The sequence below is a fragment of the Paenibacillus sp. JDR-2 genome (genome assembly GCF_000023585.1).
In the GTDB taxonomy this organism is placed as follows: Bacteria; Bacillota; Bacilli; order Paenibacillales; family Paenibacillaceae; genus Pristimantibacillus.
This window is the reverse complement of the sequence record NC_012914.1, coordinates 4,868,916-4,892,338: the sequence shown is the minus strand read 5'-3', so window position 1 is coordinate 4,892,338 and position 23,423 is coordinate 4,868,916. Positions and strand designations below refer to the sequence as shown.

16 protein-coding genes are annotated in these 23,423 nt (G+C 50.5%); 13 read left to right on the top strand and 3 right to left on the bottom strand.

Going from position 1 to position 23,423, the window contains the following annotated elements; translation table 11 throughout:
• Positions 1–3: 3 nt before the first annotated feature.
• Positions 4–1,545 carry a glycoside hydrolase family 43 protein gene (locus PJDR2_RS21495; RefSeq protein WP_015845831.1) on the top strand — a complete coding sequence of 514 codons (1,542 nt, stop codon included), beginning with the start codon at positions 4–6 and terminating at the stop codon, positions 1,543–1,545.
• Positions 1,546–1,600: 55 nt separating this feature from the next.
• Positions 1,601–2,404 (top strand): AraC family transcriptional regulator, encoded by an 804-nt coding sequence (locus PJDR2_RS21490; RefSeq protein WP_015845830.1) that lies wholly within the window; start codon positions 1,601–1,603, stop codon positions 2,402–2,404.
• Here the strand turns inward: PJDR2_RS21490 and PJDR2_RS21485 are convergent.
• Positions 2,401–2,601, bottom strand: coding sequence for a hypothetical protein (locus tag PJDR2_RS21485; RefSeq protein WP_015845829.1), 201 nt, complete (start codon positions 2,599–2,601; stop codon positions 2,401–2,403). The genes PJDR2_RS21490 and PJDR2_RS21485 overlap by 4 nt on opposite strands.
• Complete coding sequence (locus PJDR2_RS21480; protein WP_015845828.1) at positions 2,601–3,761, bottom strand: glycoside hydrolase family 27 protein; 1,161 nt, start codon at positions 3,759–3,761, stop codon at positions 2,601–2,603. The genes PJDR2_RS21485 and PJDR2_RS21480 overlap by 1 nt, the downstream gene beginning before the upstream one ends.
• Before the next feature lie 303 nt (positions 3,762–4,064).
• On the opposite strand from PJDR2_RS21480, the gene PJDR2_RS21475 reads away from it, so the two are divergent.
• The 9 genes from PJDR2_RS21475 to PJDR2_RS21430 all read left to right on the top strand — a co-directional run bounded on the left by PJDR2_RS21475 (position 4,065) and on the right by PJDR2_RS21430 (position 17,848).
• Positions 4,065–6,257, top strand: a complete 2,193-nt coding sequence (locus PJDR2_RS21475) for an ABC transporter ATP-binding protein (RefSeq protein WP_015845827.1) — start codon at positions 4,065–4,067, stop codon at positions 6,255–6,257.
• Positions 6,257–6,754, top strand: coding sequence for a DUF1854 domain-containing protein (locus PJDR2_RS21470; RefSeq protein WP_015845826.1), 498 nt, complete (start codon positions 6,257–6,259; stop codon positions 6,752–6,754). The genes PJDR2_RS21475 and PJDR2_RS21470 overlap by 1 nt, the downstream gene beginning before the upstream one ends.
• 32 nt (positions 6,755–6,786) lie before the next feature.
• On the top strand, positions 6,787–8,298 hold the full coding sequence (locus tag PJDR2_RS21465; protein WP_015845825.1) for a glycoside hydrolase 43 family protein: 1,512 nt from the start codon (positions 6,787–6,789) through the stop codon (positions 8,296–8,298).
• A 49-nt stretch (positions 8,299–8,347) separates the two neighbouring features.
• Positions 8,348–9,358, top strand: a complete 1,011-nt coding sequence (locus tag PJDR2_RS21460; protein ID WP_015845824.1) for an endo-1,4-beta-xylanase — start codon at positions 8,348–8,350, stop codon at positions 9,356–9,358.
• 191 nt (positions 9,359–9,549) lie between these two features.
• Positions 9,550–10,287 (top strand): ABC transporter ATP-binding protein, encoded by a 738-nt coding sequence (locus PJDR2_RS21450; protein ID WP_015845823.1) that lies wholly within the window; start codon positions 9,550–9,552, stop codon positions 10,285–10,287.
• Positions 10,250–11,302, top strand: coding sequence for an efflux RND transporter periplasmic adaptor subunit (locus PJDR2_RS21445; RefSeq protein WP_015845822.1), 1,053 nt, complete (start codon positions 10,250–10,252; stop codon positions 11,300–11,302). Before PJDR2_RS21450 ends, PJDR2_RS21445 begins: the two co-directional genes overlap by 38 nt.
• A 47-nt stretch (positions 11,303–11,349) precedes the next feature.
• Positions 11,350–14,220, top strand: a complete 2,871-nt coding sequence (locus tag PJDR2_RS21440) for an ABC transporter permease (RefSeq protein ID WP_015845821.1) — start codon at positions 11,350–11,352, stop codon at positions 14,218–14,220.
• Between the two features lie 3 nt (positions 14,221–14,223).
• Complete coding sequence (locus tag PJDR2_RS21435) at positions 14,224–15,111, top strand: ABC transporter ATP-binding protein (protein WP_015845820.1); 888 nt, start codon at positions 14,224–14,226, stop codon at positions 15,109–15,111.
• A gap of 58 nt (positions 15,112–15,169) precedes the next feature.
• Positions 15,170–17,848 (top strand): endo-1,4-beta-xylanase, encoded by a 2,679-nt coding sequence (locus tag PJDR2_RS21430; protein ID WP_015845819.1) that lies wholly within the window; start codon positions 15,170–15,172, stop codon positions 17,846–17,848.
• Positions 17,849–18,018: 170 nt separating this feature from the next.
• On the opposite strand, the gene PJDR2_RS21425 is transcribed toward PJDR2_RS21430, so the two are convergent.
• A complete protein-coding gene (locus PJDR2_RS21425; RefSeq protein WP_015845818.1) occupies positions 18,019–18,777 on the bottom strand; it encodes a helix-turn-helix domain-containing protein in 759 nt (252 codons plus the stop codon).
• Positions 18,778–19,037: 260 nt separating this feature from the next.
• Between PJDR2_RS21425 and PJDR2_RS21420 the strand changes: the two genes are divergently transcribed.
• Positions 19,038–20,435 (top strand): extracellular solute-binding protein, encoded by a 1,398-nt coding sequence (locus PJDR2_RS21420; RefSeq protein ID WP_015845817.1) that lies wholly within the window; start codon positions 19,038–19,040, stop codon positions 20,433–20,435.
• Between the two features lie 92 nt (positions 20,436–20,527).
• Complete coding sequence (locus PJDR2_RS21415; protein WP_015845816.1) at positions 20,528–23,419, top strand: extracellular solute-binding protein; 2,892 nt, start codon at positions 20,528–20,530, stop codon at positions 23,417–23,419.
• Positions 23,420–23,423 lie beyond the last annotated feature (4 nt).

Sequence of the window (23,423 nt, the reverse complement as noted above, 5' to 3'; positions counted from 1 at the left end):
ACCATGAAAAAACGGATTAATCTGAACATTGCTGTAGGACTAGGCTGCCTTACAGCCGTTCTTATTCTATTGATCGCATCCCATCATTCGATAACGAATCAGGAGGAATTAACAATGGAAGATTTACAGGTAAAACTGGCTAGCGCAGTAGGTAAAGTACCGCCGCAAGGAAATCCGCTTGTCTCGCATAAATTCGGGGCTGATCCTTACGCTCTCGTATTTGATGGCCGCGTCTATCTTTATACGACGAATGACGTGCTCGAATATGGCGAGGATGGAAGCGTGAAGGATAATACGTACGGCAACATTAACAAGATTGGCATTATTTCTTCTGCGGATCTGGTGAACTGGACGGATCATGGGGTCATCAACGTTGCGGGTTCTGAAGGCGCTGCCAAATGGGCCACGCAATCTTGGGCTCCTGCTATTGCCCATAAGGTCATTAATGGGCAAGACAAGTTTTTCCTTTATTTTGCGAACAATGCGAGCGGAATTGGCGTGCTGGAAGGCGACAGCCCAACCGGCCCTTGGAAGGATCCAATCGGAAAAGCGCTGATCTTAAGATCAACTCCAGGCGTTGAGAAGGTTACCTGGTTATTCGATCCGGCCGTGCTCGTGGACGATGACGGCAAGGCGTATATCTACTTCGGCGGCGGTGTGCCGGAGGGCAAGGATGAAAGTCCGGATACGGCACGGGTCATGCAGCTTGGAGACGATATGATCAGCGTAGTAGGAGAAGCGCAGGTTATCCCGGCCCCATTTATGTTTGAGGATGCCGGCATTAACAAATATAACGGGACTTATTATTTTACGTATTGCTCGAATTTCTATAACGGCGACCGTCCGGAGGGCAGCCCTCCTGCAGGAGAGATCGCCTATATGACCAGCGACAGTCCGATGGGACCGTGGACGTACCGGGGAACGATTCTGAAAAATCCCGGACATTTCTTCGGAGTAGGCGGCAACAATCATCACGTTATCTTCGAGTTTAAGAATGCCTGGTATATTGCTTACCATGCTCAAACCTTGTCGAAAGCGATGGGAGTTCCGAAGGGTTACCGTTCTACGCATCTGAATGAGCTTAAGTTCCGGGATGCCGATCGGTCGATTCAAGAGATTACGGCAAATTACGAAGGCGCAGCTCAAATTCAATTATTTAATCCTTATGAGTCCGTAGAGTCGGCAACGATAGGATGGAATGCGGGAATTGCCACGGAAGCTTCCCCGGATGGCAGCTTGACCGTAACCGATATTGACAGCGGCGATTGGATTGCGTTATCGAAGGTTGATTTCGGAAGCAATGGCGCTTCCGGGTTTGCGGCTTCGGTATCGGAGGCAGCGGCAGCTGCAATCGTTGAGCTGCGACTGGATGCGGCGGATGGCAAGCTGATCGGAACCTTGCCGGTTCAGGCAACGGGTGACCAAGCAGCGGAATACCAAACGGAGGTAAGCGGTGCGGTAGGCGTACATGACTTATACCTCTTGTTCAAGGGACAGCCCGACAGCAAGCTGTTTAAGCTGCATAGCTGGCAGTTCGGCCAATAACAGGAGAGGATCGCGGCCAGTCAAAGCCGCGGTCTTTTTTTGGAAAGGAAATTCTATGAGGTTGTTTGATGCATTTAACAGCAGTCAGTTAATTTGTACCTATAGCGGCTATAAGCCTGCCAACAGGCATAAGTGGGGACCTGGCGTACGTGATATCTATGCTCTGCATTTTATAATCAGCGGAAAGGGAACGCTGGAGACCAATAATCAGCAGTATCCGTTATCGACAGGCGATAGCTTCATGATTTTTCCGAAAACGGAGATCTACTACTATCCTGATCCCGAGGATCCTTGGGAATATGTATGGATCGAGTTTAAAGGAGACGAGGCGAAGCGGCTGATAGCGATGACCGGGCTTGAGTCGGATAAACCTGTAGTTGCCGCATGTCCGGCTGATTTAAAGCCATATTTCCCTCAGGTCGTAGGCGCTGATACGAGGCACTTTGAAAAAATGAGAACGGAAGCTCAATTGCGTTTGCTTCTTTCCTATTATGTGGAGTTCTATCCAAGAGAAGCTCAACCGATTGATTATGTCCAGCTGGCGAAGGAATATATCATGATTAATTATTGGCGGACAACCTTGACGGTATCGGATATTGTGAATGCTGTCAGCCTGGAGCGGAGCTATTTGTTTCGTTTGTTCAAGGAGGCTTCCGGAATGTCTGTTTCCGGCTATATGACCGCATACCGGATGGAGAGAGCCCGGGAGCTGCTGATGTCGTCCGGTTTGTCTATCAAGTCGGTCGCCTGCTCGGTAGGATACAAAGACCAGCTTTATTTCTCAAAGGTATTTAAGAAAGCAACGTCATATACACCTTCTGAGTATATGACGCTGCATGGCCATGACCAGAAGCATTAACGGAAGAGGACGCAATTGCCGGATTCCCGGAAATAACGTATCAGCTTCTCAAGGGGCTCCCGTCCGCAGTTAAGCTTTGCTCCGAGACAATCCATGCATAAGAATTGCTGGGCCGTTCTGGAGACAAGCTTCATGTATATCGCTTTCTCGTCCGCCTGAAGAGAGGCCTGACAGTTCATGCAAGTTTTGCTGTTCATTATTTAACCAGCTTGGCACGGACAATCAGGCAGTCATGCGCAGGCACAACGGGAGCGAACCGCTCTTTGAACATGCCAAGCTCCTTATGCTCCCAGCAGTCATACAGCAATAAGGAGAAGCCGGAAGCGTAAGGAAGACCGATATCCCAAAATTGCAGCGACAGCTCCCGCTGATTATCGCTTAGATTGAAGAAGCCGATAGCCACGTCGCCGTCCGTCAGTACTTTTACCAGCATAAAGACATCATCAGCATGGAACCATTGGGGCTCCGGCTTAATCCGGTAGGCTCCGCGGCTTTCCATATCCTGATTGATAGCGATCAGATCCGGGTTGAGCAAAATATTTGTGGTCTCCGGATTAGCGGTACGGATATCGCAGCCAATCATAAGCGGAGAACCCATTAAGCACCATAATGAGAAATGAGTCTTGTATTCATTGTCGCTGCAGCCGCCTATTTTACTGCCGATAAACGTGTTATTGCTGCCTCCGTACATGCCGACAACCAGCATATCCAGATCATTATGGCAGAAGGATCCGGTATAACATTCCTTGTCCAGCTGTGATAGGGCCAGATTTTTAATGGAATCCCAGTGATCTTGAATATCGCCTGTTGACCGGTACATATGGGCACCTGACTCACGTATCCACTGGTAGACATTATCCTCGCCCCAGTTGCAGGCAGATAAAAGAATGTCCCGTCCGCTGTTTTTAAGGGCAAGGCTCATTCGCTTGTACAGCAACTCTCCCGAGATATGCCGGGGTTTGAAGCAATAATCATACTTCAAATAATCGACGCCCCACTCAGCGAATAATTGGGCATCTTGAAATTCATGCTCAAAGCTGCCGGGAAAGCCTGCACAGGTATGGGTGCCAACGCATGAATACATCCCGAATTTCAAGCCTTTCGAGTGGATATAATCGGCGAGTGCTTTCATCCCGCTTGGAAATTTGGCTGGATCAGCAACAAGATTCCTCTGCTGATCACGCTGCTTCAGACTCCAGCAATCATCAATGACGATATATTCATAACCTGCTGCTTGGTATCCATCCGATTCGAATCGGTCGGCAACATCCCGGATCAACTGTTCATTGATGTCCCAGGTAAAAGTGTTCCATGAATTCCATCCCATAGCGGGAGTTATGCCAAGAGGCTTATCCAAAGTTACACGTTCCTTTCTTGTGCCCGCAGACAAGGGCTGGATTTGAATTTTGAATGATTCGCAAGTATTTAAACATAGGTTGGCTGCGGCAGCCTATAGCTTGACGTTGCTTCCATATGGACAATTGTTGTTTCTGCTGAGGCTATGTTTGGCGGCCGTATATGAAATGTGCCGGTTATCTATAACTTGACGGGTAATAGAGCCGAAATCCGGCAGGTTGCTGGAGCTGACGGGTAGAGCTAAACTTTCCTTGTTGCGCCAGTTACGATGTGACGGCTATATCCAATAAAGCAGGAGGGGACTATGTCCATTATGGATCAACTGCCTGAGCAGCTGCGGAAGCAGATCACAGGAGAATTGCTGTTTAGCGTGAAAACCGACCTGCTGTTCGACGGCCGCTTCGGAGAACAATGGCTGGCAGTAACGGACCAAGACATCAAGGTGTGGCAGAAAGATGGTTCGCCGGCTATCCAGTTAGCAGTAAGCGAATTGAAAGAAGCACGTGCTGTCGCAGCGGTAGGAGGCGGTATGCTGCTCGCGGATACCGTTGATTGTCCCGTTGTTATAGCGCGTTATACGGCAGCAATGACGCCGGTATTCAACTTTGCGGCAAAGCTGATCAGTGCGCTTGCGAAGAGAGAAGAGCTGCCGGTATTATCGGAGCGAGATATTCCTAAGCATTGCCCAACCTGCGGCAATCCGCTTCATGAAGGCACGAAGGTTTGCCAGCTGTGCATGAACAGCGGTAAAGCCGCTGCCCGGATGCTGCGCTACGCCAAGCCCTATAAAGGACATTTGGCAGCAGCAGCCTGCATGCTTATACTGACCACATTGGTTGAGTTGGTCCCGCCATATTTGACAAAAGTCATTATCGACGATGTGCTTCAGGCCCAGAATAAGGGCTCGATATTATTGTTTCTTATTCTCGGGTTAGGCGTTACAACCTTGATGCTGTCAGTCATGCAGACTGTACGTGGATACATCGGCGTATGGGTCGGTTCTAAGCTAATGGGGGATCTTCGCAGGGATATATACGGTTCTTTAATGCGTCTTTCCATCTCGTTCTTCGACCGCCGGCAAACCTCGCAGTTTATCGGGCGCGTGAACAGCGATTCGGAAGCGATGCGGCAGTTCATGACAGACGGAGTCGTCTTTGTGTGCGGAGAATCTTTGCGAATCGTCGCGATATTCGTTATTATGCTGAGCTTGGACTGGAAGTTATCGCTATTTGCGCTGTTGCCCGTACCGGTCATGATCGCAGTGTCGATGACGATCTGGCCGAAGATAGGGCGCCGTTGGTACCAGCAATGGCGCTCAATCTTCCGCTTGAATACGCTTGTTGGCGATTCGTTGCAGGGTATCCGTGTCGTTAAGGCATTTGGCAGGGAACGGGAGGAGATGAGCCGTTATGCAAGTGCCAATGTCGAAGTAGTTCGGAACAATATCCGGATGGAGGGGCTATGGCAGTTCATGTTCCCGGCATTTAATTTTATTGCGGGAATAGGGACGCTGCTCATCTGGTATAACGGCGGTAACAAGGTGCTTCATGAGAATATGCAGCTTGGGGTTCTAATGGCTCTTGTTGCTTATCTCGGCATGTTGTTTGGACCCTTGCAATGGGTCAGCCAAATGATTAACTGGGCAAGCAATGCCATGGCTGCCGCCCACCGGGTATTCGAAATAATGGATACGCCGTCGGAAGTTCCGGAAGCTAATCGTCCAGCAGCTCTTGGGACCATTCAAGGTCTGGTTAGATTCGATAAAGTCACCTATGGCTATGAGAAACATCATCCTGTACTGAAAGACATCAATCTCCGGGTGAGGCAGGGCGAGATGATTGGTCTCGTGGGGCATTCCGGAGCAGGCAAGTCAACCTTTATCAATCTGATCTGCCGGTTCTATGATACGGATGAAGGAGATATCTATATCGACGGTATCTCTATCCGGGAAATCAGCCAATCCGATTTGCGGAAGCAGATCGGGGTTGTGCTTCAGGAGACGTTCCTGTTCGACGGTTCCATAGCGGATAATATTGCATATTCGAAGCCCGATGCTTCGCCCGAGGAGATTATGCGGGCAGCCAAAATTGCGAATGCGCATGAGTTTATTGTCCGTCTGCCGGACGGCTACGACACACGCGTAGGGGAACGAGGGCATAAACTTTCCGGTGGCGAGAAGCAGCGCGTGGCAATTGCAAGGGCCATTATCCATGATCCACGCATTCTGATTCTGGATGAAGCGACGGCATCCGTTGATACGGAAACGGAACAGCAGATTCAGGAGGCGATCTCCCGGCTTATCCAAGGGCGGACAACATTCGCCATCGCCCACCGGCTGTCTACACTCCGCAATGCTGACCGGCTGGTCGTATTGGACCATGGCAAAATTGTTGAGGTCGGCACCCACGAAGAGCTTCTGGGCAAGGAAAAAGGGTTTTACCGCAAGCTTGTGGATGCGCAGAAAGAGCTGTCTCAGATTAAGGGGGTAGAAGGCTGATGGCAGACCTATACGATATCCGGATGTTTAAGCCGGAAGAGATCTACTTCAGCCGCGGCAAAGGCGGCGTTCTGCAAGGCGTGGTGGACGGTAAGCCGTACGAAGAACTAGTTATCTGCCGGACCTTTCCTTTCCGGTTTGCTTCCGAATATATTTCGGTAAGAACGACTGAGGGGAAAGAGCTAGGCATTATCCGCAATATTACGGAATTGTCGGCTGAATGCGCCGCTGAACTGGAGAAGGAACTTCAATTCCGATATTTTCTTCCTAAAGTACAACATATAACCAGCGTGAAGTTTAAGTCGGATTTGTGGAAATGGGAAATCGAGACCCATCTCGGAGAAACGCGGCTGACGATGAGAAATCTGCACGAGCATCTTCAATTCCCGGGAGGCAACCGGATCGTTCTGACGGATATGAATGGCAAACGATGCGAGATTGCCGATTGGCGAATCCTAGATGCCCACAGCAGGCGGCAGCTGGAAGATGTCCTTTAAATCTATTAATTAAGAAAGAGAGGGAACTTCCAATGAGCAGTACTATTATAACGAACCCGATTATTTGGGCGGATGTACCGGATATTGATATGATTCGCGTAGGAGACACTTTTTACATGGTCAGCACCAGCATGCACTCCATGCCTGGCTGTCCGATTATGAAATCTCGCAATCTGAAGGATTGGGAGATTGTCAATTACGTATTTGACAGGATCGAAGATCATGCTGCCCACAATCTAGCGGACGGCAAAGGTATTTACGGAAAAGGCTCCTGGGCATCCAGCCTGCGCTATCATAACGGAACCTTCTATGTCTGCTTCTCCAGTAACGATATGCAGCAATTTTATATTTACCGGACCGAAGATATTGAGAATGGGAAATGGGAACGCTCGGTGATCAAGGGGCTGCTGCATGATCCGGCACTCCTCTTCGATGAAGACCGCGTCTTTGTATTCAGCGGCAATGGAGATATTTATATGAACGAACTAACAGCGGATGCAGCTTCCATTAAGCCTGGCGGAATTCGTCAACTGCTGCTTGAAGGGGAGCGGGATGGCATTGGACTGCGTATTGAAGGCTGTCATGCTTATAAAATGAATGGTTATTACTATTTGTTCTTCATCGACTGGCCAAGAACCGGACATGGCCGACGCAGGGAGCTGTGCTATCGCTCCAAGGAGCTGCTTGGGCCTTATGAATACAAGGTCATATTGGACGATGATCTCGGTTATCGCAACAAGGGAGTTGCGCAAGGCGGAATCATCGACACACCGGCCGGTGAATGGTATGCCTTCTTATTCCAGGATCATGATGCGGTCGGACGGATTCCGTGCATCCTGCCTATGACTTGGCAGGATGGCTGGCCGGTGATTGGCGACGGCGGCAAAGCGCCTGTTACGTTTAAGACGAATTTACCGGAGTCGGTGTCTAGGCCGCTTGTGATCAGCGATGAATTTGATTACGAAGAGAACAAGCTGGCATTGAACTGGCAATGGAATCATAATCCGGACAATTCGCGCTGGTCAGTCACTTCCCGGCCGGGTTATTTACGTTTGGCAACCGGCGATATCGTTGATCGCGTCGTATTGGCTCGCAACACGCTGACCCAGCGGACGGAAGGGCCGGCGTGCAGCGGAACAACGGTGCTTGATTTGTCGGCTATGAAGGATGGTGATTATGCCGGTCTTGTCGCACTGCAAAGCGGGTATGGCACAGTGGGCATACAAGCGACGGACAATGGTGAGCGTTATGTCGTAATGGGGATAAACCGAGGCGACGGCGGAATGGAAACCGTGGAAAAGCTTGAATATAACGGCAGCCGGATTTACGTGAAAATTGATTTTGATTTCCGCGACAGCATTGATCTGGCCTATTTTTATTATTCGGCGGACGGGGCAGAGTGGAAAGCGATCGGACGCCCATTGCAGATGAAGTACACGCTGGACCATTTCATGGGCTACCGGATTGGCTTGTTTAATTATGCAACCAAGCAATCCGGAGGCTATGTTGATTTTGACTACTTCCGTTATACGAGAACGGTTTAACAAATCTCGATAGTAAAAATTTTAAAGGAAGAAAGAGGTGCGATTAAGCATGGAGAGTACAGTTAATAAGCAGGATAAGCAATCGTTAGCCGAAGCATTCCAAAATGATTTGTTGATTGGTGCGGCGGTTAATCATCGCACAATCGTCAGCCAGAGCGAGCTGTTGAATCAGCACTACAATAGCGTAACCGCTGAGAATGAAATGAAGTTTGAGAGCCTTCATCCTAAGGAGCATCTGTACACCTTCGAGCAAGCAGATAAGATTGCGGGCTTCGCCCGTGAGAATGGCATGAAGCTTAGAGGCCATACGCTGGTTTGGCATAATCAGACGCCAGACTGGGTGTTTGAGGACGGCCATGGAGGAATAGCAGGCCGTGAGCTGCTGCTTGCCCGGATGAAGTCTCACATCGAGACGGTTGTGAATCGATACAAGGATACGATCTACTGCTGGGATGTCGTAAACGAAGCCGTGACGGATGACGGCGAAGAAAGGTTGCGTCCTTCCAAATGGCTGCATGGCATCGGACAGGATTACATAGAGCAGGCATTCCGCTTTGCCCATGAAGCCGACCCTGATGCTCTACTGTTTTACAATGATTACAATGAATGCAATCCTGGCAAAAGAGAAAAGATTTACTCCCTCGTGAAAGCGCTGCTTGAGAACGGGGCTCCTGTTCACGGCATCGGACTCCAGGCGCATTGGAATCTGTTTGATCCGTCTTTGGACTTGATCCGGGAAGCTATCGAACGTTATGCATCGCTTGGCTTAAAGCTGCAAATTACCGAAATGGATGTATCCATGTTTGCCTTTGACGATAGGCGAACCGATCTTGCGGCCCCTACGGCAGATATGATGCGACTGCAGGAAGAAAGATACAAGCAATTTTTCGGGCTGTTCCGCGAATATAAGGACGTACTGACCAGCGTCACCTTCTGGGGAGCGGCGGATGATTATACCTGGCTGGATCACTTTCCGGTCAGAGGAAGGAAAAACTGGCCGCTTCTGTTCGATACGGAGCAGCGTCCCAAAAAAGTGGTCAAGGAGATTATTGGACAATAGAAGGAAGCTCAGAGTAAAGCACGTTCCGATTTGGGAACGTGCTTTTTTTTCGTTTCGTAAGCTTGCGGCACTATCTATACCTTGGCAGGTGTTATACCAAAAGCCGACAGGTTGTTGCCTCTTTCCGTTAGCACTACACTTTTTAAAGAAGGCAGAAATAGCGGCTGTAAAAGGGAAAGGGGGGAAGAATCATGCTGGCCAAGCAGACTAAACAGACAGTAACAAACGGAGAAACACTGCTCAAGGCAACAGGCATAAAGCGGGTATTCGGGAAAGGGAGTGCCGGAGTTACGGCTCTGTCGGATATCCAACTTGATATTCCGGCCGGTTCCATGGTCGCGTTGAAAGGGCGTTCAGGCTCCGGCAAAACAACATTGCTTAATATTTTAAGCGCGCTTGATGAGCCCACTGAAGGGCAGGTTTTTTTTCAAGGGATAGAAATGACCGGCTTATCGGCCAAAGAGAGGAATGCCTTGCGCCGCAAGGAGATCGGATTGGTCTTTCAGTCGTTCGGGCTGATTCCGCTTATGTCCGCTTACGAGAATGTGGAGTTTGGGCTTCGGATAGCAGGAACGCAGGTGAAAGGGAACAAGGAAGCAGCCGAACGGGCTCTCGAACGGGTAGGCATGCGGGAACGGATGAAGCATCGTCCGATGGAATTGTCCGGTGGAGAGCAGCAGCGAGTGGCCATTGCGCGTGCCATTGCGCATGAACCCGCGCTTCTGATCGCAGACGAGCCGACTGCGGAATTAGACAGCCGAATGGGACTGCAGGTGATGCGGGTGTTCAGGGATCTGGTTAACCGTTCCGGAATGACGATTCTGCTTACTACGCATGACCCGGGTATTATGGAGCTCGTCGATCATGTTATTGCATTGGAGGATGGAAAAATTGTATCCGAAACAACGAATCATATGCCTCTTATCTAGCAGGGGAACAAAGCGGGCCGCTGTCTTTGCGATCATTGCATTAACACTGTCCGGCTGTTCTCTCCTTCCCCGCGAAGAAGCGGTACTGCAGCCACCGCTTATTCAGCCGGTTCAGGAAAAGCTTGATCTGGTAGAGGCAACTCGCGGCAGTATTCAAACCTCGCTGAAGGGTACGGCAACCTTTGTCTCCTCGAATGTGAAGACGCTGTCATTTACCGAATCAGGCGGACAGCTGAAATCCGTTAATGTCAAGCTTGGACAGGAGGTGAAGGCCGGCGACCTGCTGGCCGAGCTGGAGACAGAGGATCTGGCGCTGCAGGTAAGGCTGCAAAAGCTGAGCGTAGAGCGGGTGCAGCTTCTGTATAGCGAAGCCGTGAGGGATGGAGCGTCCGGAACAGACAAACGGCTGAAGGAAATCGATCTTGAACGGGAACAAATATCGCTGCAGGCCATGCAAAGCAGGCTTAACAAGTCGCAGCTGTACTCCCCAATCTCGGGAACGGTGATCTATGTCGATTCCATTAAAACCGGCGACCGCGTAAATGCCTATCAAACGATCGTTACGGTGGCCGACCCCTCCAGCATGCAATTGACTTATGTGGCATCGGATGCCAAGGATGTGCTTGGCGTGGTGGCGGGGATGCCCGTCAGCCTGAAGTACAAGGGAAAGGACTATACCGGTAAAGTGCTGCAGTCTCCATCGAGCGCTCCGGTCAGCACGGATCAGGCAAAGCCGAACGGCAATGCCGTAACCATTGTTATGGGGATCGATCATGCGCCCGAAGGCATTCAAATCGGACATAGCGCCGATATGACCATTGAACTTCAGAAACGCGAAAATGCCATCGTGCTGCCTCGTAAGGCGATCCGGTCTTACATGGGCCGATCCTATGTACAGGTTGCAGACGGCGAGCGGAAAAAAGAAGTGGATGTCGAGGTTGGTCTAACAACCCCAACCGAGGTGGAGATCGTTAAGGGGCTTGAGGAAGGACAGCAGGTCATTCTGAACAATTGACGGTACAACGAAGCCTTGATGACAGGGCGCAAGAATGAGGTGTACGCATGGCGTTATGGACAATGATTCTCCGCAAGATGGCAAACAACAAATGGCTTCAGTTGAATTTATGGTTTGGTCTGACCGTATGCGTGGCTCTTTTCAGCTCAATGCCGCTTTATTCGAATGCCATTCTAGAGAGGACTCTGCAGAAGGAGCTTCAGCTGGTTCAAAGCAAGAATTCCGTATATCCCGGTTACGTGCGGGTCAGCACATCGGTTTCTTCGACCAAGATGGATCAGAAAACGGCTCAGGCGATTGGACGTGCGGACCGGTACATTCAATCGATTCCCGAGCGAATGGGATTGGAGGCGCTGTCCTTTTATCAGCAGCGTTTCACCCAAAAGATGAAGGTGTACGGAGCGGACGCATCAGAGCAGGAGAAGAAGACGCAAAAGACAACGGGAGGCTTCAAATCGTTGTCCGATATGGAAAAGAGAGTGCGTCTGATTGACGGCCGAATGCCGGTTGACCGCACGGACGGCTTGTTTGAAGCGGTGGTGACGCAAAAGTTTCTGAATTCCGTTAAACGCGATTTAGGGGAGGAACTTTTGGCGGAGACGGCGGATAAGCATTTGTTCCGGGTCATTCCGGTTGGGATTATCGATACCGATCCGGCAGCAGATCCGTATTTGCCTTTTCTAGCGACGGATGAGCCTGACGGATTCATTATTCCCTTCCAGCAATTCGAGCGCGAATTTATCGCGAAGGACGGCAAGGTAAGGGTATCCGACCTGGAATGGCGTTATGCGCTGGACTACAAACAGATGGGCATTGATAAGATCGAGGCATTTACCGAAGCCAATCGGGCGATTCGAAGTTATTTCCGCGGACGGCTTGGTTCCGCAGAGATTAATATTCCCGCGAATGAGACGATAGCCTCCTATCAAGGCAAGCAAGATAAACTTGATGTGATGATGCTGTCTTTATATTCTCCGGTGATGCTCATGCTTGGTTTCTATCTGTATATGGCCGCAAATCTCGTCATTGAAAGGCAAAAAACGGAAATATCCGTGCTTCGAAGCCGAGGAGCCAGCCGGCTCCAGATTATGACGGCTTATACGCTTGAAAGCCTGATGCTAGGAATTAGCGCACTCGCCGTGGGTCCTTTTCTTGGCGTTACCTTCACGAAAGTATTGGGGGCCGCGAGCGGATTTCTTGAATTTGTGCAGCGCTCGGCTCTTGAGGTCAGCTTGACAAGCAATGCGTACAGAATTGCGGCCGCGGCTGTAGCCGGAGCGATCGTACTTATCCTGATCCCGGCGTTTCTCGCAACCCGGGTATCGATCGTGAACCATAAGCAGCAGGCGGCAAGGCTGACCAGGATCTCCTTCTGGCACAAGACGGGCATCGATATTTTGCTTGCCGGCCTGGCTCTGTATCTGCTCTACAATTTCAATAACCGGCAGGAGGATTTGAAGCGTCTGGCCCTGAATTCGGATGACCTGCAGGTGGATCCGCTGCTGTTTCTAATGCCCGCGCTATTTGCGCTGGGAGCCGGACTGCTGGTGCTAAGGATTTATCCATGGTTTATTCGGCTTGTTTATTGGGTCGGGCGCAAGTGGTGGCCCCCGGCGCTGTATAACACGCTTATACAAATCAGCCGTTCTTCAGGCCAGTATTTGACGATCAAAGTATTTCTGATCTTGACGGTATCTACCGGTTTGTTCAGTGCCAATGCGGCCCGGACCATCAACGATAACATGGAAGGCAAAATCAAATATGACATCGGCGCAGATATGACCTTGACCACGCGATGGGAAAGCGACGCTCCTCCGCCAAGCCTGCAGGGGGCCGAGCTTCAGAATCGGATTGGAGACAATTCCGGGGAGAAGCGGGTGCAATATACGGAACCGCCATTCCAGCCTTTCCAAGAGCTGAGCGGTGTTGAAGCATCAGCCAAGGTGTTCCGGAAGGAAGGGGCCAGATTCAGCGCAGGCAGCGCGAAAAAAACAAACGGCGCAGCCACGCTGGTTGGCATCGATACGAAGGATTTCGGTCAAACCACCTGGATGAAGGACGGTCTTCTCGATTATCCAATCAACAGCTATTTGAATCTTATGGCGACCAATCCGAAGGCCGTTCTCATCTCGCGGTCGCTAGCTGACGCTGCAAAGGTAAAGCCAGGAGATCCGATAACCATTTATTGGGACGGACTGGATGAAGCCTTGTTCACCGTCTACGGCATCATTGATTATTGGCCGGGCTGGAATCCGCTGCCTGCTGCTGCCGATGGCGAAGAAAAACCAACAAAGCCAAATCTGATCGTCGGCCATTTAAGCACGATTCAGAACCGGCTGGCTGTTGAGCCTTATGAAGTGTGGCTGAAGCTGAAGGACGGCGTTTCCAGCCAATCCGTCTATGATCAATTGACGGCAGCGAAAATCAATGTGACCGGTCTGCATGATGCGAAGCAGGAGCTGATTACTTCCAAGAATGATCCGTTCCGCCTGGCCATCAATGGAGTCATGACGCTGGGCTTCGTAATATCCATGCTGATCAGCTTTTTTGGCTTCCTGTTGTTCTGGGTGCTCGCCTTATCCGGCCGAACGCTGCAATACGGGGTTTTGCGGGCAATGGGGATTCCATTCCCGCAAATTATCGGCATGCTGCTCAGCGAGCAGCTCCTTACCTCCGGCGCGGCCGTCATTATCGGCGTGTTAATCGGCAATATGACCAGCGAGCTGTTCGTTCCGCTGTTCGAAATGTCATTTGCGACGGCCGAGCAGGTTCCGCCATTCGAGATTGTCTATAAGCTCAGCGATTATTTACAGCTTTACAGTATCGTAGGCCTTACTCTCACGATCGGTCTGCTTATACTCGGCTACCGGCTGTCCCGGACGCGGATTGCTCAGGCGCTGAAGCTGGGGGAGGAATAAACCATGATCAGATGCGAGGAGCTCGTCAAAATCTACAAAACCGCCGATCTCGAGGTGGTTGCTTTGCAAGGATTGGAAATGCAGGTGGAAGACGGTGAACTGATGGCGATCATCGGCAATTCCGGGAGCGGGAAGTCGACACTGCTGAATATGCTGGGCGGTTTGGATAAGCCCTCCGCAGGCAGGCTGTTCGTAGACGGTAAGGATTTGCTGGCGTTCGGCGAAAAGGAGCTTGTGAAGTATAAACGAGAGACAGTCGGCTTTGTATGGCAGAACAATGCCCGCAACCTCATTCCTTATCTGACGGCTCTTGAAAACGTAGAGCTGCCCATTCTTCTGAAGGGGAGGCGGCGCAGAGCGCGTGCAATCGAGCTGTTAGAAGCGGTTGGACTCGGCCATCGCTTGAAAAACAAGCTCAGCGAGCTATCCGGGGGCGAGCAGCAGCGGGTGGCGATTGCCATCGCCTTAGCCAATGAGCCTAGGCTGCTTCTCGCGGACGAACCAACCGGCTCGCTGGACACGAAGACCTCTGAGCAGGTGCTTGATCTGTTCCGAAACCTCAATCAGACGCTTGGCATTACCGTTGTGATCGTCACGCATGACCCGCTGCTGGCCCGCAAGGTCGATCGGGTCGTGCAGATCCGGGACGGCAAAACCTCTGCGGAGATGATCCGCAGAGAATCGTATGCCGATGAGCTGGCACGGCTGGATGCCGAGCATTTGCAAGCCGAGCAGAAAAGCCATATCGAATATGCGGTTCTCGATAAGGCAGGACGTCTCCAGATTCCCGCAGGCTATTTGGATGCCGAGGGCTTCAAGGACAGCAATAAGGTGCGAGTTGAGATGGAGGAAGGGCGCATCATCCTTTATCCGCGGGAAATGATGCCATGATCCGCTCGTAAGGGCGGTTAATGGAATATACACGAAAAGCGAAAGGTGAGGTGTATTAATGAAGAAACAAGGTTTGAAACGCTCTCTTTCAGGCGTGCTTGCCATTGCCGTGATGCTGGCGTCCTTGTCCTTGAGCATGCTGCCGAAGCAGGCGGAAGCGGAAGCAAGTGCGGTGAAATTGGCAACGGATTTTGAAGACGGCACGGTCCAAGGCTGGCATGGACGCGGAGGCAATGAAGTGCTGTCTGCCTCGGGAGTCGCTGCTCACACCGGGTCCTACGGTCTTCAGGTAACGGGAAGATCGCAAGGCTGGAATGGCCCGCAGCTCGATGTAACCTCCATGATGACGGAAGGGAAAACCTATGCGCTTGCCGCTTGGGTCAAGCTTCCGGCAGGAACAGCCGCCTCATCGGTATCGATGACGGTTCAGCGTACGACGGACGGAACTACGAATTATGAGGGAGTTACCTCCGGGAATGTTACAGGAGACGGTTGGGTAAAGTTTAGCGGCCAATATCAATTGAAGCAGCCGGTACAAAGTCTCTCCGTTTATTTTGAAGCATCCTCTAACCCGACACTGGATTTTTATGTGGACGATTTTTCGATCGAACAGCTTCCTGAACCGGAACCAATCGTTATCCAGCAGGATATTCCGTCCCTGAAGGATGTATTTGCCGATGATTTCAAGCTGGGAACGGCAGTATTGGTTAATGAAATCGAAGATCCAAACAGTCCGGATGCTCAATTGGTTAAAAAGCATTTCAACAGCTTGACTGCCGGCAATGAGCTGAAGTGGGATGCTACGGAGCCGCAGGAGGGGCAGTTCAACTTCACGCGCTCGGACAAAATTGTTGATTTTGCGGTGGAGAACGGTATTGCCATGCGCGGTCACACGCTGATCTGGCATTCTCAAACACCAAGCTGGGTGTTCTACGATGAGAATGGAAACCTGGCAAGCAAAGAGCTGCTGTTTGCCAGGATGAAGCGTCATATCGACGCTGTCGTCGGCCGTTACAAAGGCAAGATCTACGCATGGGATGTTGTGAACGAAGTGCTTGAGCCGGGTGATAATCAGCCGGGCGGTCTCCGCAACAGCTTATGGTATAAGATCGCGGGAGAAGAATTTATTGAGAAGGCATTCGAATACGCGCATGAAGCGGATCCCAATGCGAAGCTGTTTATCAATGACTACAATACGAATATGCCGGACAAGCGGCAGGATTTGCATGACTTAATCAAACGTCTGAAGGATAAAGGCATTCCCGTTGACGGCGTTGGCCATCAGACGCATATCGGCATTGAGTATCCGCAGGTTCAAGAGCTCGATGACATGATACAGGCGTTCACGGATTTGAATATTGAGCAGCAGATAACAGAGCTGGATATGAGCGTCTATACCAATGACAATGACGCTTACGAGACATTCCCATTGGAGCTTCAAGTGAAACAAGCGAAGCGGTATAAGGAAATTTTCGATGTATTCAGGAAGCACGCGGATCAGCTGACCGCCGTTATTTTCTGGGGCAAGGACGATTTAAATACGTGGCTGCGAACCTTCCCGGTCGACCGCAATAACTGGCCGCTGCTGTTCGACGAACGGCTTCAAGCGAAATACGCCTATTGGGCACTGGTAGATCCAAGCAAGCTTCCCGTAGACATTCAGAATACATCGGCGGCAAATGCCGTTGCGGCAATTGACGGCAAGCTGGAGGATGCCTGGAACAGGTCGCCTTACGTCTCCGTTAAGAGCGAAGGAACGGCTGTCGCCAAGTTCAAGTCGCTGTGGGATTCACGTTACCTTTATCTTACGGTTGACGTGACGGATCCAAGCACGAACGGAAATGATGCGGTAGAAGTATTCATCGACGGCAATAACGGCAAAACAACCTCTTACCAAGCGGATGACAAGAAATATACGTTCCGCCGGAGCGGAGCAAATCCGGGTAAGCCTGCTGATTACAAAGCCGTTAAGCTAGCCGACGGTTACCGGATCGAAGCGGCCATTCCGGTTGATGGCCTGTCGCTGAATAACAAGCTGGGATTTGATGTACGCATTGTCGATAAGGCGGGCAGTACAGTAACAAAAACCTCCTGGAACGACAGAACGGGGTCGCAAGATGCCGATACGTCCAAATATGGCGTTTTAACCTTAATAGAAGGTCCGCGATATACGGAAGCTCGGGCGGGCTCGCCCGTTGTTGACGGCCTTATAGATTCCCTCTGGAGCAAGGCAAACGTCGTTACGACAGACCGCTGGGTGCAGGGAACAAACGGGGCTACGGCAAAGGTCAGAACGCTCTGGGATGAAGGGCGTTTATATATGCTTGCGGAAGTGACGGATGCATTGTTATCCAAGAAAAGTCCTAATGCGTGGGAGCAGGACTCGGTAGAAATATTCGTCGATCAGAACCAAGCTGCAACTGCGAGCTATCAAGCGGATGATGGGCAGTACCGGATCAACTTCGACAACGAGCAAAGCGTGAATCCCGGCTCTTTAAGCGGAAATCTGGTATCTGCGGTAAAACGCACCGCTAATGGCTATCTGGTGGAAGCCTCCATTAAATGGAACGGCACGCCGCCGGCAGCCGGGGACATCATTGGCTTTGATGTTCAGGTGAACAACGATCAAGACGGCGATGGGGATCGTGACAGCGTGGCGATTTGGAATGACCGTACAGGGCTGTCCTACACGAACACTTCCGGCTTTGGACTACTAAAGTTGTCGGGTACAAAGTAAACGAGCACGGCGCCAAAAAGCTTTCCGTTAACCCGGAAAGCTTTTTGTTCTGGCTTCAATGAGACCTATGGGAAAAACCGGTCAAAGTCCGGGACTTAAGGATAAGTCCAAAGACATGGCCGGTTTCTTATCGTTTGCAAGCGCTTACCGAAATAACGATTCCTATAAACTCAGTAGGCATAGATCGTACTTTGCTTGCGGTACTCATTAGCGCTTGCTCCCGTGTATTCCTTGAATTTCTTATAGAACCAGTCAATTTCCGTGTAGCCTACTTCATTGGCAATCTCGTAGATCCTCATATCCGTTTTCTTCAGAAGGAGCTTTGACTTCTCCATTCGCTGCTGAAGAAGATATTCGTTAAACGACATGTTTTCCTGGTCTTTGAATTTCTGGCCAAGATAGGCACAGTTGAAATGCAGCATGTTCGAGATTTTTTTCAAGGTAATATTCTCATGCATATGCTCCTGGACGTATTGCTTGACGAGATCGATGATGGACGGATTCCGGCTTCTTTTATTCTCGTAACTTAAGGTTAACCGTTTGGAATGAACGGATTGAAGGTCAAGCTCTTTCTTTACCTTGCACAGGCTGGCAGCCAGATCTTCCGGCTGAACGGGATCCGCTATGTAATCGCTTACTTGAAAGGCCATTGCTTTTCTTAGCAGCTGGAAATCATGACTGCCTCCCAAAAGAATAATAGAGACACGGCTAAGTTCGCGGATTTGTTCGCAGAGCTTCATTCCCGCAGCCTGTGAAGGTTTAAGATCTATAAGAATGAGGTCGAACATCCGAGTGCCAAGAAGAGCTTGAGCGTCAGAGAGAGAATCCGCGTAGGCATGAAGCTGGAAGCCATGCTGCTCCCATGGAAGCAGCAATCTGGTTTCTTCTCTCGAAATCTTGTCGGGCTGAACAAGTAACGCTTTATACATAAAGCTGAACCTCACTTTCCGTAGGATTGTCTCTGACGGATTATGGTTTTTATTATTGTTCATCACCCCGGCAGGTGACAATGTGCATTTCTTTATCCATCATCCATTTGTTTACCTCTTGGCAACAAAGCATCCCGGGAGCCCGCATTATTCCTCGAAACCTATAAATTGACAGGTTATTGACCTATCTGCTGGCGGGTTGTTGACCGGAAATGTAAGCGCTACACTTTTTCCTGTAAACCAATTTAGGGGGGACCAATGTGAGAGTAAGAAAGACGATTATGATGCTTTCGACTTTGATGTTAGCAGCTTCATTAACGGCATGCAGCGGGGGAAGCGGCGGCAACGGCAAGGCAAGCGGGAACGGCAATAATGCCGATGCGACAGCAAGCAATAATGCCACAGCCTCCAATAATGCCGCAGCGTCGAATAATACCGGCAGCGCGGAAGAGGATACTTCATCTCCGGAAATGGATTTCGACATGGGAGGCAGAACGATCAAGGTCGTCTCCTGGTGGGATATGACCATCGGAGAGGACAATCCGGATAATATCCAGCGCAAGAAGAACCTGGAGGAGCTTGAGAAGAAGCATAACTTCAAGATGGAATTCGTAGCGGTTGATTACGGCGAATACCAGCAAAAAGTTGTCGCATCGCTCCTTGCGGGCGAACCGTTAGGCGATATTGTGAGACTAGGCAAAAACTACACCATTCCTTCCCTGGTTCAGCAAGACTTATTATGGCCGGTTGACGAATACACGAAAAACACAAAGGTGTTTAATCCAAAGGCTACCGAATTCATGTCCTACAACGGCCGAGGCTATGCGTTCTCCGAGGGGCAAGGCAACCTGATTACCGGCATTTTCTATAACCGTACCCTCCTTAACAAGCTTGGTATCAAGTCTCCTCAAGATTACGTGAACGAGGACAATTGGAACTGGGATACCTTTACTCAAGTAGCGAAAGACGCGAACAAGGATACGAATAATGACGGCAAGCTGGATACATGGGGACTTGCGTCTGCCGGGTTTATGGATCCTGCTCTCGTCTCCAATGAAACAAGTTTAACGAGTAGCGATAAGCAAAATCTGGATGATCCAAAAACCGTTGAAGTCTTTAACTTCCTGTCCAAGCTGGCAACCGAGAAAGTGGCTCGCCCAACCGAGGGCGGTGACTGGACGGAACCGGGGCAATTTTTCCGTCAAGGCAATACGCTTATGTATGCCGGGGCTATGTATGAGATCGGCGGCTTGAAAACGGATATGAAAGACTACGATATCGGTTTTGTACCATTCCCGAAAGGGCCAAGCGCTACCGCGTACCACTCTGCCGAGGGAGCATTCCAGGCTTTGACCATTCCGAAGAGTGTCGAGAATCCGGATCAGCTGGTATACATCTGGGAGAAAATCAACGATATCGATTCCATCTACGATTACGCGGATCAAGCGTCGCTTGAGAGCAACTTCACGGATGAGAAGGATATCCAGAACGCGCGCGACGCAGGCGCAGGCATGCTGGTGCTTGACAGCGCTACGTTCCCGAAATTCCCTTACTATGAAATGATCGGCGAACTGACTTCAGGAAACTCGGTGTCAACCGTGATCGACAAGTATAAAGCACAGGCTCAAGCTGCTATTGATGAGGTTTACAAAAAGTAACGTTAAAAGCTAATGCCAACAGTCCCCATTAGAATCATCACTATGGGGACTGTTGCCAAAGCGTAATCTCTTGCCGCAGGAGGGGAGAAAAGTTGAGCAACAAAAAGCGCTACGGAATTGCCATACTGGTTCTACTTGTATTTTTTTTGTCCATATGGGCGTTCTACCCTTCGGGTCAGCCGCATAACGGACGCGCTCAGGCGATGGGCGGATTTCAGGCGGTTACGGATTCCGATAAGGGCGGCTATAACGAGTATTTGAAAAGCTATTCTGCCGATGACAGACCGTCTCAAGTGATCCGCGTAGAAGGCGAAAGCTTTGCCGCTGCCGTTGGAGAAGGCTTTGAAGTGGCCGATCGTCCTGAGGGTCTGAGCGGAAAAGCCGTTATGACGCCGGATGCCGGCTCGATTAGCTGGAACGTTCCTGTCGAGCAAGCCGGACTCTACAATATCCGGATTCATTACTACCCGTTGGAGGGAAAAAGCTCCGCCATTGAACGCAAGCTCACGATTAATGACGAGCAGCCGTTTTCAGGAGCGGAAGATCTGTTGTTTGACCGGCTTTGGGGCAACCGCGATGCCGGGATTCAGAGAGACGACCGGGGAAATGATCTCCGTCCAAGGCAAATCGAGCAGCCGGCTTGGCAGCTCAAATCATTCATGGACAGTGAAGGCTATTATGCGGAACCCTATTTGTTCCACTTCGATAAGGGTGTGCAAAAGCTTACGCTGACGGCTTCCCGGGAGCCGATGGCCATCGACTATATCGAGCTGTATCAGGATCAGGCCGTCAAGTCCTACGAGGATTTAAAAAAGGATTATGAAGCGGAAGGCTTAAAGCCCGCGAAGGATCAATATATGATGATTCAGGCAGAGGACGCGGTGCTTAAATCGTCTCCGACGCTATATCCGTTGTCAGACAAATCAAGTCCTTCCGTTATTCCGTATGATGTGTCGAAAATCAGGGTTAACGCAATCGGCGGCGTGAACTGGAAGCTGCCGGGGCAGTGGCTGGAATGGGATGTGGATGTACAAGAGGATGGATTGTATCAGATCGCATTAAAAAGAAAGCAGGATCAGCTTCGCGGTGTATACAGCACACGCAGTCTGATGATAGACGGGGAATATCCGTTTAAAGAAATGAAGCAGATTCCGTTTAATTTCGATATGGACTGGAAGATGGAAGTCATGGGCGGCGATGAGCCCTACTTGTTCCATTTGACCGAAGGCAAGCATAAGCTCCGTCTGTCCGTATCCCTGGGCGAGATCGCTCCGCTGCTCCAGACGATTGAATCAAGCGTCCTGCAGCTTAATGAGATATACAGAAAGATTCTGATCATTACCTCCAACTCTCCTGATCCATACCGGGATTACCAGCTGGAGAAGCGGATTCCGGAGATGACGGAGGTGTTCAAGACACAGGCGGCTACCATCAAAAGCGTGGCCGATTATCTCGAACAATCGACAGGCGAGCAAAGCGATAAAGTAGCCGTTCTCCATACGATGGTCAATCAGCTTGAAGAGATGGCTGCAAAGCCTGAAACGGTTGCTAAGAGGCTGGCCGCTTTCAAGACCAATGTCGGCGGACTTGGCACTTGGATACTAAACGTAAGAGTACAGCCGCTTACGCTGGACTATTTAGTTGTATCTTCTCCGGAAGCCAAGCTTCCGCGGGCAAGCGCTACCTTCTTCCAAAAGGTTAAGCATGAGCTTGGAGGACTGGTAGCTTCTTACACGGAGGACTACGACAGCATTGGCAATACCAAGCAAAGCGACAAGTCGATCACGGTATGGATTACGACCGGCCGGGATCAGGCCCAAGTATTAAAGAGCATGATCGATGAGAGCTTCACGCCGGAGTCGAATATATCCGTGAAGCTGAGGCTTGTTCCGGCCAATATTCTGCTTCCCGCAACGCTGGCCGATGAGGGACCGGATGTTGCCATGCAGATAGGGGAAGACGTACCGGTCAACTATGCGATGAGGAAAGCGGCGGCGGATTTGTCCGTATTCCCCGACTTCAAGGATGTTGCTTCCAGGTTCAACGAAAGCGCATTGGTTCCTTACGCATACAGCAATGGCACATATGCCTTGCCGGAGCAGCAGACCTTCCCGATGCTGTTCTACCGGAAAGACGTTTTGGCGGAAATCGGATTGACGCCGCCAAAAACCTGGCAGGATGTTTACAACATGATCTCGGTGCTTCAGAAGCATAACATGGAATTTTATCTGCCGATCGACGCGGTAACCAACAATGCGAATCTCATTCCGAATGCTACGTTTTCGATGCTTCTCTATCAGAATAACGGCAAGTTCTATAGGGATGACGACAAGAAGAGTGCGCTCGATTCGGATATCTCGATGGAAGTCTTTAAGAAATGGACGCAGTTCTATACCAACTATAAGTTCCCGCTCATGGCGGATTTTCCGAACCGGTTCCGCACAGGCGAGATGCCGATTGGGATTGCGGACTATACGACCTACAACAACCTGACGGTAATGGCGCCCGAGATTAAGGGGCTCTGGGACTTTACGCTGGTGCCGGGGACGGAAATGCCTGACGGTACGGTAAATCATGAAGTGGCCAGCCATACAACCGCAGTGATGATGCTGGAGAATGCCAAGGATAAGGATGCGTCATGGGAGTTCATGAAATGGTGGACCAGCAAGGAAACGCAAATTGCTTATGGCCGCGAGATGGAAGGCTTGCTCGGGGAGGCCGCCCGTTATCCGACTGCCAATATAGAAGCGCTTGAGGAGCTTCCTTGGCCGGTGAAGGATTATCGGAATCTTGAAAGCCAGTGGCAATGGGTAGAGGGGATTCCTCAGGTTCCGGGCGGATATTTCACAGGACGCCATCTGGACAATGCCTTCCGCAAAGTCGTCAACGGCAATGAGAATCCACGCGAGGCATTATCGGATTATCTCTTGTATATCAATGACGAAATCGCGATTAAGAGAAAAGAATTTAAATTACCGAACTAGCTTG

Bases quoted from the DNA above. Each gene is read 5' to 3' on its own strand.
- PJDR2_RS21495 (WP_015845831.1), top strand. From the start codon at position 4: ATGAAAAAACGGATTAATCTGAACATTGCTGTAGGACTAGGCTGCCTT.
- PJDR2_RS21490 (WP_015845830.1), top strand. From the start codon at position 1,601: ATGAGGTTGTTTGATGCATTTAACAGCAGTCAGTTAATTTGTACCTAT.
- PJDR2_RS21485 (WP_015845829.1), bottom strand. From the start codon at position 2,601: ATGAACAGCAAAACTTGCATGAACTGTCAGGCCTCTCTTCAGGCGGAC.
- PJDR2_RS21475 (WP_015845827.1), top strand. From the start codon at position 4,065: ATGTCCATTATGGATCAACTGCCTGAGCAGCTGCGGAAGCAGATCACA.
- PJDR2_RS21470 (WP_015845826.1), top strand. From the start codon at position 6,257: ATGGCAGACCTATACGATATCCGGATGTTTAAGCCGGAAGAGATCTAC.
- PJDR2_RS21465 (WP_015845825.1), top strand. From the start codon at position 6,787: ATGAGCAGTACTATTATAACGAACCCGATTATTTGGGCGGATGTACCG.
- PJDR2_RS21460 (WP_015845824.1), top strand. From the start codon at position 8,348: ATGGAGAGTACAGTTAATAAGCAGGATAAGCAATCGTTAGCCGAAGCA.
- PJDR2_RS21450 (WP_015845823.1), top strand. From the start codon at position 9,550: ATGCTGGCCAAGCAGACTAAACAGACAGTAACAAACGGAGAAACACTG.
- PJDR2_RS21440 (WP_015845821.1), top strand. From the start codon at position 11,350: ATGGCGTTATGGACAATGATTCTCCGCAAGATGGCAAACAACAAATGG.
- PJDR2_RS21435 (WP_015845820.1), top strand. From the start codon at position 14,224: ATGATCAGATGCGAGGAGCTCGTCAAAATCTACAAAACCGCCGATCTC.
- PJDR2_RS21430 (WP_015845819.1), top strand. From the start codon at position 15,170: ATGAAGAAACAAGGTTTGAAACGCTCTCTTTCAGGCGTGCTTGCCATT.
- PJDR2_RS21425 (WP_015845818.1), bottom strand. From the start codon at position 18,777: ATGTATAAAGCGTTACTTGTTCAGCCCGACAAGATTTCGAGAGAAGAA.